This window comes from Mycobacterium innocens (assembly GCF_900566055.1).
GTDB classification, from domain to species: domain Bacteria; phylum Actinomycetota; class Actinomycetes; order Mycobacteriales; family Mycobacteriaceae; genus Mycobacterium; species Mycobacterium innocens.
The window spans coordinates 26,281-39,702 of sequence record NZ_UPHQ01000121.1; the positions used below are offsets into that span (position 1 = coordinate 26,281).

10 protein-coding genes and 1 riboswitch are annotated in these 13,422 nt (G+C 64.5%); all 10 genes read left to right on the forward strand.

Going from position 1 to position 13,422, the window contains the following annotated elements; translation table 11 throughout:
* Positions 1 to 145: 145 nt before the first annotated feature.
* Positions 146 to 442 carry a WXG100 family type VII secretion target gene (locus EET03_RS13305; RefSeq protein ID WP_036394102.1) on the forward strand — a complete coding sequence of 99 codons (297 nt, stop codon included), beginning with the start codon at positions 146 to 148 and terminating at the stop codon, positions 440 to 442.
* Between the two features lie 50 nt (positions 443 to 492).
* The gene (locus EET03_RS13310) at positions 493 to 777 is read left to right on the forward strand and encodes a WXG100 family type VII secretion target (protein ID WP_023363993.1); all 285 of its coding nucleotides are present in this window, start codon (positions 493 to 495) and stop codon (positions 775 to 777) included.
* Positions 778 to 876: 99 nt separating this feature from the next.
* A complete protein-coding gene (locus tag EET03_RS13315; protein ID WP_122508774.1) occupies positions 877 to 1,779 on the forward strand; it encodes an ESX secretion-associated protein EspG in 903 nt (300 codons plus the stop codon).
* 268 nt (positions 1,780 to 2,047) lie between these two features.
* Positions 2,048 to 3,559, forward strand: coding sequence for a type VII secretion integral membrane protein EccD (gene eccD, locus EET03_RS13320; protein ID WP_063471826.1), 1,512 nt, complete (start codon positions 2,048 to 2,050; stop codon positions 3,557 to 3,559).
* Entirely contained in the window at positions 3,537 to 5,297 is a 1,761-nt protein-coding gene (mycP, locus tag EET03_RS13325) for a type VII secretion-associated serine protease mycosin (RefSeq protein ID WP_063471825.1), read from the forward strand. The genes eccD and mycP overlap by 23 nt, the downstream gene beginning before the upstream one ends.
* Positions 5,294 to 6,505, forward strand: coding sequence for a type VII secretion protein EccE (gene eccE / locus EET03_RS13330; RefSeq protein ID WP_075543627.1), 1,212 nt, complete (start codon positions 5,294 to 5,296; stop codon positions 6,503 to 6,505). Before mycP ends, eccE begins: the two co-directional genes overlap by 4 nt.
* Positions 6,502 to 8,337, forward strand: a complete 1,836-nt coding sequence (gene eccA / locus EET03_RS13335; RefSeq protein WP_075543628.1) for a type VII secretion AAA-ATPase EccA — start codon at positions 6,502 to 6,504, stop codon at positions 8,335 to 8,337. The genes eccE and eccA overlap by 4 nt, the downstream gene beginning before the upstream one ends.
* A gap of 658 nt (positions 8,338 to 8,995) precedes the next feature.
* Positions 8,996 to 9,208, forward strand: a complete 213-nt coding sequence (locus EET03_RS13340; RefSeq protein ID WP_075543629.1) for a hypothetical protein — start codon at positions 8,996 to 8,998, stop codon at positions 9,206 to 9,208.
* A 14-nt stretch (positions 9,209 to 9,222) separates the two neighbouring features.
* Positions 9,223 to 10,479, forward strand: coding sequence for a PPE family protein (locus tag EET03_RS13345; RefSeq protein ID WP_075543634.1), 1,257 nt, complete (start codon positions 9,223 to 9,225; stop codon positions 10,477 to 10,479).
* Positions 10,480 to 10,853: 374 nt separating this feature from the next.
* Positions 10,854 to 11,029, forward strand: a riboswitch (M-box (ykoK) riboswitch).
* 573 nt (positions 11,030 to 11,602) lie between these two features.
* Positions 11,603 to 12,808 (forward strand): PPE family protein, encoded by a 1,206-nt coding sequence (locus tag EET03_RS13355; protein ID WP_075543630.1) that lies wholly within the window; start codon positions 11,603 to 11,605, stop codon positions 12,806 to 12,808.
* The last annotated feature ends 614 nt before the right edge of the window (positions 12,809 to 13,422 follow it).

Sequence of the window (13,422 nt, forward strand, 5' to 3'; positions counted from 1 at the left end):
GTCGGCTGGAAAGGGGGTCATCCATAGTTCTCCGGTCGGCGGTTGCGTGAACACGTAGCCGGCCGGTCATCGCACCCGACGAACAACAGACGACAAATGATCGACAAATGATCTAGGCAAGATCTAGGCAATAAGGAGAATTCAGGTGACTTCACGCTTTATGACCGACCCGCACGAGATGCGGGCGATGGCGGGCCGCTTCGAGGTGCACGCTCAGACGGTTGAGGACGAGGCCCGCCGGATGTGGGCGTCCTCGCAAAACATCTCCGGCGCGGGCTGGAGCGGTCTGGCCGAGGCCACCTCGCTGGACACCATGGGCCAGATGAACCAGGCCTTCCGCAACATTGTGAACATGCTGCACGGAGTGCGTGACGGGCTGATCCGCGACGCCAACAACTACGAGCAGCAAGAGCAGGCCTCCCAGCAGATCCTCAGCAGCTAGCGCCCAAAGCCACAGCTGCGTACGCTTTCACTGGTTAGGAGAACACCACTATGACCATCAATTACCAGTTCGGCGATGTCGACGCCCACGGCGCCACGATTCGTGCCCAGGCGGCGTCGCTCGAGGCCGAGCACCAGGCCATCGTTCGCGATGTGCTGGCTGCCGGCGACTTCTGGGGCGGCGCCGGTTCGGTGGCCTGCCAGGAGTTCATCACCCAGTTGGGTCGCAACTTCCAGGTGATCTACGAGCAGGCCAACGCCCACGGTCAGAAGGTCCAGGCCGCCGGCAGCAACATGGCGCAGACCGACAGCGCCGTCGGCTCCAGCTGGGCCTAAAACCGAACTTCAGGCGCGGCAGCACACCAACTACCGGGTGTGCTGCCGTGTCCTGCAGTTGACCGGCAGTCGAACAACTGAAAACCTCTGAGGTTAGGCATGGATCAACAGAGCACGCGCACCGATATCACCGTCAACGTGGACGGCTTCTGGATGCTCCAGGCGCTGCTGGATATCCGGCACGTTGCGCCCGAACTGCGGTGCCGGCCGTACGTATCCACCGACAACAATGACTGGCTGAATGAGCATCCCGGAATGGCGGTCATGCGCGAGCAGGGCATTGTCGTCGGAGACACGGTCAACGAACAGGTGGCCGCCCGAATGAGGGTGCTCGCCGCGCCCGACCTCGAGGTCGTAGCCCTGCTCTCCCGGGGCAAGTTGCTGTACGGGGTAGTCGATGACGAGAACCAGCCGCCCGGGTCGCGCGACATTCCGGACAACGAGTTCCGGGTGGTGCTGGCCCGCCGAGGCCAGCACTGGGTGTCCGCGGTGCGGGTGGGCAACGACATCACCGTCGACGACGTCTCAGTAACCGAGAGCGCATCGATCGCCGCGCTGGTGATAGACGGGCTGGAATCGATTCACCACGCCGACCCTGCCGCGATCAATGCGGTCAATGTGCCTTTGGAGGAGATGCTGGAGGCCACCAAGTCATGGCAGGAATCCGGCTTCAACGTCTTTTCCGGCGGGGATCTGCGGCGAATGGGTATCAGCGCCTCCACGGTGGCCGCGCTGGGCCAGGCGTTGTCAGATCCGGCGGCCGAGGTCGCGGTTTATGCGCGGCAGTACCGAGACGACGCCAAGGGTCCGAGCGCCTCGGTGCTGTCCCTTAAGGACGGATCGGGTGGGCGCATCGCGCTCTACCAGCAGGCGCGAACCGCGGGCTCCGGGGAGGCGTGGCTGGCTATCTGCCCGGCAACCCCGCAATTGGTGCAAGTCGGGGTGAAGACCGTGTTGGACACGCTGCCGTACGGCGAGTGGAAAACACACAGCAGGGTTTAACAACGCTGTTACGAAAAACGAAGTGTTACAACGCTTTCAAACATAGAATGCGAGCCAGATGCGGACCGGGCATACTGCTCTGGTAGCGGCTGCAAAATTGAAAAGCAAGTCAACCACATCCATTTAGTCGCGAGGCGAGGCAAATGAATTCGGAGTTGGTCGATCCGCAACTCACCCGGGGCGACGCCTCGGTGAGCACACCGACGGTGCCCCGGGCGCGGCTGAAGTCATGGGCTACCACGTTCGCCACGGCAGGGGGTACAGGACGATGACCGCAGTAGCTGATGCGCCACAGACCGAAATCGAGGGCGTCTCGTCGCCCCGATCCGTCGTCGTCGGCATCATGGCCGGTGTCGGCGTCCAGATCGGCGTGCTGCTGGATGCCAACGCCCCGGTTTCGGTGATGACCGAACCACTGTTGAAAGTGGTGAACAGTAGGCTCCGAGAGCTCGGCGAGCCTCCCCTGGAGGCCACCGACCGCGGCAGGTGGGCGTTGTGTCTGGTCGATGGCTCGCCGTTGCGGGCCACGCAGTCGTTGACCGAACAAGAGGTCTATGACGGCGACCGGCTATGGATCCGATTCATCCCGGACACCGAGAAGCGGTCGCAAGTCATCGAGCACATCTCCACAGCGGTTGCGTCCAATCTCAGCAAGCGATTCGCCTCGATCGATCCGGTTGTCGCCGTACAGGTCGGGGCGTCGATGGTGGCCATCGGCGTCGTCCTGGCATCAGGAGTGCTCGGCTGGTGGAGGTGGCACCACAACACGTGGTTGACCACCATTTTCGCGTCAGTGGTCACCGTACTGGTGTTGGCGGTGTCGATGCTGCTGTTGATGCGCGCCAAGACCGACCCAGATCGGCGCGTTGCCGACATCATGCTGATGAGCGGTCTCGCTCCACTGACAGTGGCCGCTGCGGCGGCGCCTCCAGGTCCGGTCGGGTCGCCGCAAGCGGTGCTGGGTTTCGGGGTGCTGTCAGTAGCCGCCGCGTTGGCGCTGCGATTCACGGGTCGCCGGCTAGGGATCTACACCGCGATCGTCACCATCAGCGTGCTGGCGACGCTTGCGGGTCTGGCCCGGATGGTCGCCGCAGCCAGTGCGGTGACGTTGTTCAGTAGCACGGTGCTGGCCTGCGTCCTGCTCTATCACGCAGCCCCCGCGCTGTCGCGTCGGCTGGCCGGGATCCGGCTGCCGGTGTTCCCGTCCGCCACCAGCAGGTGGGTCTTCGAGGCCCGTCCCGACCTGCCCACCACGGTGGTGAGGTCCGGTGGTGGTCCGGCGACCCTCGAAGGGCCGGCGTCGGTACGCGATGTGGTGCTGCAAGCCGAACGCGCCCGGTCATTCCTGAGCGGCCTACTGGTGGGGCTCGGCGTCCTGATGGTGGTATGTCTGACCGCGCTGTGCAATCCGCACACCGGGCAACGCTGGCTGCCGCTATTACTTGCCGGATTTACCGCCGGGTTCCTGCTGTTGCGCGGACGCTCGTACGTCGACCGCTGGCAGGCGACCACCCTGGCCGCCACCGGCGTGATCATCGTCGCCGCGGTAGTTATCCGGTACGCGCTGGTGTTGGCCTCGCCATTGTCCGTGTCGATCGCCGCGGCGATCCTGGTGCTGCTGCCGGCCGCGGGTCTGACAGCTGCTGCCGTGGTGCCCAACACCATCTACAGCCCGCTGTTCCGCAAGTTCGTGGAATGGATCGAATACCTCTGCTTGATGCCGATCTTCCCGCTGGCATTGTGGTTGATGAATGTCTATGCAGCGATTCGGTACCGGTAACGACAGGTTGCGGCGTGGTCGTGGCCCAGCCGCGGCCCTCGCCGCGATTCTGCTCGCGTCGGGTGCGCTAGCCGGTTTGCCGCCGGCACAAGCGATTTCGCCCCCGACGATCGACCCGGCAGCGTTGCCACCTGATGGTCCGCCCGGACCCGTCGCCCCGATGAAGCAGAACTCCTACTGCACCGAAGTCGGAACGTTGCCCGGCACCGACTTCCGATTGCCGCCCAGGTACATGGAGATGCTGAACCTCACCGAGGCATGGCAGTTCGGCCGGGGCGAGGGCGTGAAAGTCGCCGTCATCGACACCGGCGTGACGCCGCACCCCAGGTTTCCGCACCTGATTCCCGGCGGCGACTACGTGATGGCCGGCGGTGACGGCTTGTCGGACTGCGATGCTCACGGGACCATCGTGGCGTCGATGATCGGCGCGGCTGCGGCCAATGGGGCGGCGCCGCCTCCGGCGGTTCCGCGCCGGCCGGTCACCATCCCCACCACGGAGAAGCCGCCACCACCGCAGACCGTGACGCTGTCACCAGTCCCGCCGCAGACCCAGACGATCACCGTGGTTCCGGCTCCGCCGTCTGAGGAGGGAGCCCCGGGTGCCGCCCCGGCACCGGGCCCAGTGCCTCCGGTGGCCCCAGGTCAGGCTCCGGCCGGAACCCACGGTGGTGGAACGATGACGATACCGAGCTACTCCGGTGGCCGGCGGGTGATCGGCATCGACAATACGAGCGGTCCGCGTCCGCTCGAGCCGCCGCCCTCACCAGCGCCGCCGCCCGACGCGTTCAGTGGAATCGCCCCGGATGTCGAACTGATTTCCATTCGCCAGTCGAGTCAGGCCTTCGGTCTCAAAGACCCATACACCGGCGATGAAGATCCGCAGACGGCGCAGAAGATCGACAATGTCGAGACCATGGCGCGAGCGATCGTGCATGCTGCCAATATGGGTGCTTCGGTGATCAACATCTCCGACGTGACATGCATGAGCGCCCGCAATGTGATCGATCAACGGGTGTTGGGTGCGGCGGTCCATTACGCGGCGGTCGACAAGAACGCCGTCATCGTGGCCGCGGCCGGCGACAGCAGCAAGAAGGATTGCAAACAGAACCCGGTTTTCGATCCGTTGCAGCCCAACGATCCCCGTGACTGGAACGCAGTCACCACGGTGGTGACCCCGTCGTGGTTCAGCGACTACGTCCTGACGGTCGGCGCGGTCGACGCCAATGGTCAGCCGATGAGTCAAATGAGCATCGCCGGGCCATGGGTGTCGATTGCCGCACCGGGGACCGACGTCGTCGGCCTTTCGCCTCGAGACGACGGCTTGATCAATGCGGTTGACGGCCCGGACAACACGTTGCTGGTTCCGGCCGGCACCAGTTTCTCCGCCGCGATCGTGTCCGGGGTAGTGGCCCTGGTCCGGGCGAAGTACCCCGAATTGTCGGCCTACCAGGTCAAGAACCGATTGATTCACACCGCCAGGCCGCCCGCTCGCGGCGTGGACAACCAGGTCGGCTACGGTGTGGTGGACCCGGTGGCAGCCCTGACCTGGGATGTGCCGGAAGGGCCGGTCCAGCCGCCGAAGCAACTGTCAGCGCCACTGGCGCTGCCGAAACCACCCACCGAACGCAATATGATCCCGGTTTGGGTGGCTGCCGGGGGATTGACCGGGGCACTACTGATAGGCGGTGCGGTGTTCGGTACGGCGACATTGATGCGACGATCACGGAAGCAGCGATGAAGGCTCAGCATAGGTTTGGGTTGGCATTGTCGTGGCCGCGGTTGACGACGGTGTTCTTGGCGGACGTGGTCATTCTTTTGGTCGCCAGCCACTGCCCGGACTCGTGGCAGGGCCAGTACCGGGTCGCATGGTGGGTCGGGGCGGGCCTTGCGGTGGTGCTAACAATGTTGTCGATCGTCACCTATCACGGGATCACCGTGACCTCGGGTATCGCCACCTGGGTGTGGGATTGGTCTGCCGATCCGGGTACGGCACTGGGCGCGGGGTGTACGCCGGCCATCGATCACCAGCGCCGCTTCGGACGTGACACCGTCGGAGTGCGTGAATATCAGGGCCAGTTGGTCACGGTGATCGAGGTAGACGGTGGTGGGGGCGACCAGCCGGGCCGACATCGTCATCGGACCTCGCTGTCGGCAGTGTTGCCGGTGGGCGCGGTTGCTGAAAACTTGCGACAGTTCGACATCCAACTCGATGGCATTGACATCGTGTCGGTGGAAGTGCGCGGCGGCGCCGAGGCCGCCAAAGCGTCGGCTTCATTGGACGAGTGGGGTCCTGAGGAGTGGGGAGTGGTGGGGGACCAACCCGCCGCCAACCGGCGCCGTACCTGGTTGGTGTTGCGGATGGATCCGCAGCGCAACGTGGCCGCGGTCGCCTCCCGTGATTCGTTGGCCTCGACGTTGGTGGCGGCCACCGAGCGGCTGGTTCAGGATCTGGATGGTCAAACCTGTGCGGCGCGGCCGCTGACAGCTGATGAGTTGGCCGAGGTCGACAGCGCGGTGTTGGCAGATTTGGAGCCGACCTGGAGCCGGCCGGGTTGGCGTCGTCTCAAGCATTTCAACGGGTTCGTCACCAGTTTCTGGGTGACGCCGTCGGACATCAGTTCCGAGACGCTGGACCACCTGTGGTTGCCGGACACCCCGGAAGTGGGCGCCGCGGTGATCACGGTACGGCTGACGATGCGAGCCGGTCGGCCGCACATGTCGGCGTGGGTTCGCTATCACAGCGATTCACGTCTGCCCAAGGAACTCACGTCGGGGCTCAACCGCCTCACCGGCCGCCAGTTGGCGGCCGTGCGGGCGAGCCTGCCGGTGCCGGGGAAACCTTCCCGACTGGTCGTGCCCAGTCGCGAAATGCGTGACGACGACGAGCTTGAACTGCCTGTGGATCAAGTACAGGAGCACGCAACAAGCTCGTCCGCAGGGCAATGACTCGCCCGCAGTCAACCGCTGAAGATGCCCGCAACGCCCTGGTCGCCGGTCTGCTCGCCTCTGGAATCTCGGTCAGTAGCCTACAGCCCAGCCACAACCCACAAGTGGCGGCGCAAATGTTTACCACCGCCACCAAGCTGGATCCCGGCATGTGCGATGCCTGGCTGGCCCGGATCCTCGCCGGCGACCACAGCATCGAGGTGCTCGCCGGCGCCTGGGCGGCGGTCAGGACATTCGGTTGGGAGACCCGCCGTCTCGGCGTGACGGACCTGCAGTTCCGTCCCGAGGTATCCGACGGGTTGTTTCTGCGGCTGGCAGTCACCAGCGTTGATTCGCTGGCATGCGCATACGCTGCGGTCCTCGCCGAGAACCGGCGTTACCAGGAGGCGGCCGAACTACTCGACGCGACCGACCCCCGCCATCCTTTCGACACCGAGCTGGTCAGCTATGTGCGGGGCGTGCTCTACTTCCGCACCAAACGCTGGCCCGACGTGCTCAACCAGTTTCCCGAGGCAACGCCATGGCGTCACCCGGAACTGAAGGCCGCCGGCGCGGCGATGGCCACCACCGCGCTGGCGTCACTAGGCGTCTTCGAGGAGGCGTTCCGGCGAGCGCAAGAAGCCATCGAAGGGGACCGGGTGCCCGGTGCGGCCAACATCGCGCTCTACACGCAGGGCATGTGCTTGCGGCATGTCGGCCGCGAGGAGGAAGCCGTTGAACTGCTGCGCCGGGTGTATTCGCGCGACCCCAAGTTCACCCCGGCCCGCGAAGCTCTGGACAATCCCAACTTCCGGCTGGTACTGACCGATCCGGAAACGATTGAGGCACGCAAAGATCCGTGGGATCCGGATAGTGCGCCGACCCGCGCCCAAACCGAAGCTGCTCGCCATGCCGAGATGGCCGCGAAGTATTTGGCGGAAGGGGACGCCGAGCTGAATGCGATGCTCGGCATGGAAAAGGCCAAGAAGGAAATCAAACTCATCAAGGCGACGACGAAGGTGAACTTGGCGCGGGCCAAGATGGGGCTGCCCGTCCCGGTGACATCGCGTCACACCTTGCTACTGGGACCGCCGGGTACTGGAAAGACTTCGGTGGCAAGGGCATTCACCAAACAGCTGTGCGGGTTGACGGTATTGCGCAAGCCGCTCGTGGTGGAGACCAGTCGCACCAAGTTGTTGGGCCGGTACATGGCCGATGCCGAGAAGAACACCGAAGAAATGCTCGAGGGTGCGCTGGGTGGCGCGGTTTTCTTCGATGAGATGCACAGTCTGCACGAGCGTGGCTATTCCCAGGGCGACCCTTACGGCAACGCGATCATCAACACCCTGCTGATTTACATGGAGAACCACCGCGACGAGCTCGTGGTCTTCGGCGCCGGTTATGCCAAGGCGATGGACAAAATGCTCGAAGTGAATCAAGGTCTGCGACGGCGGTTTTCGACCGTGATCGAGTTCTTCAGCTATACCCCGCAAGAGTTGATCGCGCTGACCCGGTTGATGGGCCGGGAGAATCAAGACGTCATCACCGACGCGGCAGCCCAGGTGTTACTGCCGTCGTACACCAAGTTCTACAACGACCAGACCTACTCCGAGGACGGCGATCTGATCCGGGGCATCGACATGCTCGGCAACGCCGGTTTCGTCCGCAATGTCGTCGAGAAGGCCCGCGACCACCGTAGTTTCCGCCTCGATGACGAAGATCTGGACGCAGTACTGAACAGCGATCTGACGGATTTCAGCGAGGACCAGCTGCTCCGATTCAAGGAGCTCACCCGCGAGGACCTCGCCGAAGGCCTCAGCGCTGCAGTGGCGGAGAAGAAGACGACGACTTAGCCGAGACGTAGCCGCCGTCTCGTTGGCCGGCAACAGCTAACCTTACGACCTGAACGTTAGCGCACCCGTGCCGCCGTCGTAACCGTATTCTCGCGCGGGAAACATCGCCCTGTCTGCTGAGTCACCCCGCCCTGGAACGACGACGGTGACCTACTGCTCGCGGTACCACCGAAGGGCGGGAGTACCGGTGTGAGCTTGCGTTTCCGCACGGAAAAAGGACATTGACCCACACCGCCGATAAGGGTTTCGAGATTTTGCCGATGCCACCCCTATAGGTTAGGCCCAACTGGCTTCCGGGGCGGCTGTGGCCGGATACGCTGTGTGGTGCTGAAGCTCGGACGACCGGGGTGGCGCTCCTGGCAAATTTCGCGAGGGTGACTTCATCCGGGATATTGCAACCACCGGGGCATCCCGATGTGCCCCGATCGCGACAGGAGGTGGGCCGAACGGACCCGATCGATAGCGTGCTCCATGAAAGTTATGACCGATTCATCCCGATCTGGTCACGGCGCTTTGTCCGCCGTCTGAATCGGCTGGCGCCGAGTACCCCGGCGCGCGCTACGTAACACACGTACGTGCTCTCGGTAACACCCCGACACCACCCACAGCGACGAGGCTCCGTAGCCGGGTTGGACTATCCCCCAAGAGGAGAAGTCCGATGTATTTGCTTAGGAAACAACTGGAATCGCTGCACATAGTAGCCGGCGACGTAACCGCGGTGACCGCAACGCGATTCGCCGCCCATGGGCAACGAGCAGTCGTGCACGCTGCCGCTGATCAGCAATCGCGCACGGCCACCACGCCGAAGGACGTTAATTGCCACCTCACGACCGAAGCCGCCGACTCGGCCACCGAAGCACTGGTCGGATAAGGGAGGTGAAGGTGATGGATTTCGGAGCGCTTCCACCGGAAGTCAATTCGCTGCGTATGTATTCGGGACCGGGATCGGCGCCGCTGCTGGCTGCTGTGGCGGCCTGGGATGGGCTGGCAGCGGAACTGCGTTCGACGGCTGCCTCATACGACGCGGTGATCTCGGAGCTGACCGGCGAACGCTGGCTAGGCCCCGCATCGGCATCGATGGCGGCCGCAGTCGCCCCATATATGGGGTGGATGAGCATCACCGGCGTCCAGGCCGAGCAGACTGCCGCTCAGGCAGCAGCGGCGGCGGGTGCATTCGAGGCCGCCTTTGCGATGACGGTGCCGCCGGCTGTGGTCGCGGCTAACCGCGCTCGGTTGATGATGCTGGTTGCCACCAACATATTCGGCCAGAACACGCCGGCGATCGCGGCGACCGAGGCCGAGTACGGCGAAATGTGGGCTCAGGATGCGGCGGCAATGTATGGCTACGCGGCCAGCGCCGCGGCGGCCTCGACGCTGACACCGTTTACCGAGCCGGCCCAGACCACCAGCCCGGCAGGTCAGGCCGGCCAGGCAGCGGCCGTCACTCAAGCCGCCGGCAGCGCGGCGAGCGCACTGACACAGTCGGAACTGCCCCAATTGATGTCGGTAGTGCCGTCTGCGCTCCAAGGACTCGCATCGCCGGCATCGGCCCTATCGGGTGCTGGAGCCGCCAATCCTGCGGCCACTCTTCCAGTGCCGGGCAGCATACTCGCCGATATCCTGAATTTCCTGGACGGCAACGACGGCAACCCCTACGGGGTATTCCTCAACTCCTCGCTGGTCAACGGCTTCACGTCGGCCGGGTACGTAAGCCCGGACCTGATCACCCCGGCAATCACCGGCGCGATGGCCGACCTCAATTCGTTGCAGGCCGGCGGGCTGCCGGTTATCTCGCCACCCGACAGCGGCCATTTCAACTTCCCCGCATTGGCCTCGGTGTCGGCCCCGGCGCCGGCGCCGACAAATGTAAGCAGCGTTGTGACCGGGCTCAATCGCGCGGCGCTGGTCGGCCGATTGTCCGTGCCGGAGAGCTGGACGGCGGCCACCCAGGTGGTGAACCACGCCGGTGCCGCCGCCCCGGGTGGTGGTTGGACCAGCACCGCCAGTGTCCCCGACGCCGCAGCCGGTACACCTGGCGTGCCCGGGATGCCCGCCCCGGGTGTTTACGGACACAACTTCGGCAGTGGTCCTCGGTACGGGTTCAGGCCGACGATTATGTCCCGGCCCCCCGCCGCGGGCTGACGATGAGGCCGATGTTCGTGGTGAAGTCGCGGGCACGCACCCGAAGGTGCCGGCCGGTCCACACGGCTCCGGTGCCGGTGTCCCGCAACGAGATCCGGATCCTGGCCCGGGCCGTTGGTCCGGCTCGTCATCGCCGGCTTGTCGCCGGGACATCGCCGGCGCACCCCTGGGTGTTCCGGGATGCTGTGTCGCACAGGCGGTTTGCGACCAGACGTCGGCATGGCCGGCTTGACCGGCCACCGCAAATGCGTGATTTGCCATACCGCCACCTGATACGACGAATAGTTGCCGGTTGTTTAACCAACCAGCTGGGTATTGCCGTTATCGGCGGGTTGGGTTGACTCCCATCGCCACAAGTGTCACGATTGCCCTTGCATGCACCTCGCTAGGTGAGGCGTCTGCACGGATACAGGCCACTGACCTCGAACGTCGAAAGACGCCCAGGGTCAGGACAGCTCTTCCCGGCTTAAGGGTTGAGCCCAAGTGGCTTCTGGCTTTGGCTAGCCGGATACGCCGTGTGGTGCCAAAGCTCTGACGAGAGGGGTGCCGCGCCCAGTTATTCCGCTGGGCTCTTACCCCGTGTGCAGTTTGCCTGGCATCCCCGTGTGCCCTGGCCCTGAGGAGGTGAGAGCGAGATGAGTCCCGGCGATAGTCCGTATCCGAGTCCGACGAGCATTTCGTTCCGATCCGACCCCGGCGCCTTTTTCGCCTTCTGAACGGGTTCGCCTGATTCTCTGCGTTGCGCGGCTCCGCATTTCGGAGTCGTGACGATAGAGCGCGAAAAGCACCATCGATCCGGGTTGGTTCTTTGTCCTGGAGAAGTTCGATGTCGTGTGCCGATCACCCGTGCAGGTGTGCTGTCTACGACCCCTGGGGCCGTGCCACGCCAACACCGCACCCGCAACCGGCAACTGCCCATTGCCACCGCGGAGGACAAATCCTGCAAGCGACGAATCAAACTCGAGCACAACATGATTCAATGCCCGATTCCGGATCTGGCGGTGGCCGCACAGATGACGGCAGTCCACCGATCAGGTACCGCGACTTCGGGTCCAGGCGCCGGTTCAGTTGCGGCCACCGGCGCCGACAGCACTAACACAGCCGATGAGAAAAGAGGCCAGCGATGACCGTCGCCCTGGACTTTGCAATGCTTTCGCCCGAAATCAATTCCGCCCGCATGTATTCGGGGCCCGGCTCGGGCCCAATGCTTGCCGCGGCATCAGCCTGGAAGAGCCTGGCTGCGGAATTGCGCGCCACCGCATTGTCCTATCACTCGGTGCTCGCGGCGCTCACAGGGGAAGAATGGTACGGTCCGGCATCGGCATCGATGGCAGCCGCCGCCGCCCCCTACGTGGCGTGGATGAACACCACCGCGGTCCAGGCAGAACAGACCGCGGTACAAGCCGAGGCAGCCGCGGGAGCGTACGAAGCCGCCTTCGCCGCGACCGTCCCTCCGCCGGTGATCGCGGCCAACCGTGCTCAACTGATGGCGTTGATCGCCACAAATATCCTGGGCCAGAACACCCCGGCCATTGCAGCCACCGAGGCACAGTACACCGAAATGTGGGCCCAAGATGCCATGGCGATGTACGGCTACGCCGGTTCCTCGGCTGCCGCCACTCAGCTGAGCCCCTTCGTGGAGCCTCAGCAGGCAACCAACCCCAGCGGGCTGGCCGCCCAGGCGGCTGCGGTCACCGAGGCGTCCGGCAACTCGGCCGGCAATCAGTCAAGCACGCTGTCCGGGCTGATTTCCATGGTTCCTAGTGCGTTGCAGGGACTTTCGGGACCTAACAGCACATCATGGCTACAGGTGATTTGGGACCTGCTGACCGGGTCTGGACCTGCTTGGTGGCAGACCTTGTGGAACGTCTGGGGGCCCAACGCGAATGTCTGGAACACCATCACGTCGACTGGACTCTTCGTCCCAGGTAGCACGTTTGCACCCTTCATGGCTAGCGTCCTGGCTGGCGCAGTAGCTGCGGATGCGGCTCAGGATGCGAGTGCGGCCGCGGCGGGAGTCGGCAGTGGGCTGGCGGCGGGCCCGCTCGCGTCCACGGGCAACGTCGGAAGCGCCGTTTCGGCCGGTTTGGGCAACGCGGGCATTGTCGGCAAGCTGTCGGTACCGCCGGCGTGGACCGCGGCCGCGCCACTGCACAGCCCGCTGGGTTCGGCTTTGGGAGGCACGCCGATGGTCGCACCTCCGCCGGCGGTGGCAGCCGGTATGCCAGGTATGCCCTTCGGCAATATGGCCGGTCAGCACTTCGGACGTGCCGTACCGCAGTACGGCTTCCGCCCCACCTTCGTCGCGCGACCTCCCGCTGCGGGCTAGTCGCCGGCCTCGGTGCGCACCGATGACTTAACCCCGTTACCGGCTGCAGACTCGGTAAGCATGGGGTTTGTGCCCCCGGGCGACGCGACCTGACAGCCTGCCAGGAATTCTCCAGCAACCACCCAGTGGGGTGACAGCGAAATTTTGAGTACGTTCCCGAGGCCATCGGTAACGTCCTTCCTTATCTGTGTTGGGGACCCCCGTAAAGGTGGATCCGTTGGTTGTTTCATCGTTGTTCGATCTCACTTCCGCTCCGTGTTGAGGGCGGTGGACCGCAAGGCGGGGTCGAGGTGGAGCGCCCGCAGCGCAGCGAGGACGAACGACCTCGAGGCCGACGAGGATCCGCCGCATACTGGGTCGGCGCGGAGTGAGGCAAAGATGTTGCGGTTCAAGTCATGTGATGCCTCCGCGAGTGCTGAGGGCCGAAGAGAAGCAAGCGTGGCGTGCCGGCGCCCAGCCTTATCTGGGTCCACGAACGACGGTCCGGCGACATGATGATGGATGGGGTGCCCGGCGTGCGGGCTGGTGATGGGTGCGGCCGCTCATTCTTTCCAGGGCGTCCACCCAAACAGCGGGTGGCGGCAGGAGGGTTATCGGAGCTGACCGCGGGCATC

Excerpts from the sequence above, each read along its gene's own strand:
- EET03_RS13345 (WP_075543634.1), top strand. The coding sequence starts at position 9,223 with ATGGATTTCGGAGCGCTTCCACCGGAAGTCAATTCGCTGCGTATGTAT.
- eccA (WP_075543628.1), top strand. The coding sequence starts at position 6,502 with ATGACTCGCCCGCAGTCAACCGCTGAAGATGCCCGCAACGCCCTGGTC.
- mycP (WP_063471825.1), top strand. The coding sequence starts at position 3,537 with ATGCAGCGATTCGGTACCGGTAACGACAGGTTGCGGCGTGGTCGTGGC.
- EET03_RS13340 (WP_075543629.1), top strand. The coding sequence starts at position 8,996 with ATGTATTTGCTTAGGAAACAACTGGAATCGCTGCACATAGTAGCCGGC.
- eccD (WP_063471826.1), top strand. The coding sequence starts at position 2,048 with ATGACCGCAGTAGCTGATGCGCCACAGACCGAAATCGAGGGCGTCTCG.
- EET03_RS13310 (WP_023363993.1), top strand. The coding sequence starts at position 493 with ATGACCATCAATTACCAGTTCGGCGATGTCGACGCCCACGGCGCCACG.
- EET03_RS13355 (WP_075543630.1), top strand. The coding sequence starts at position 11,603 with ATGACCGTCGCCCTGGACTTTGCAATGCTTTCGCCCGAAATCAATTCC.
- EET03_RS13315 (WP_122508774.1), top strand. The coding sequence starts at position 877 with ATGGATCAACAGAGCACGCGCACCGATATCACCGTCAACGTGGACGGC.
- eccE (WP_075543627.1), top strand. The coding sequence starts at position 5,294 with ATGAAGGCTCAGCATAGGTTTGGGTTGGCATTGTCGTGGCCGCGGTTG.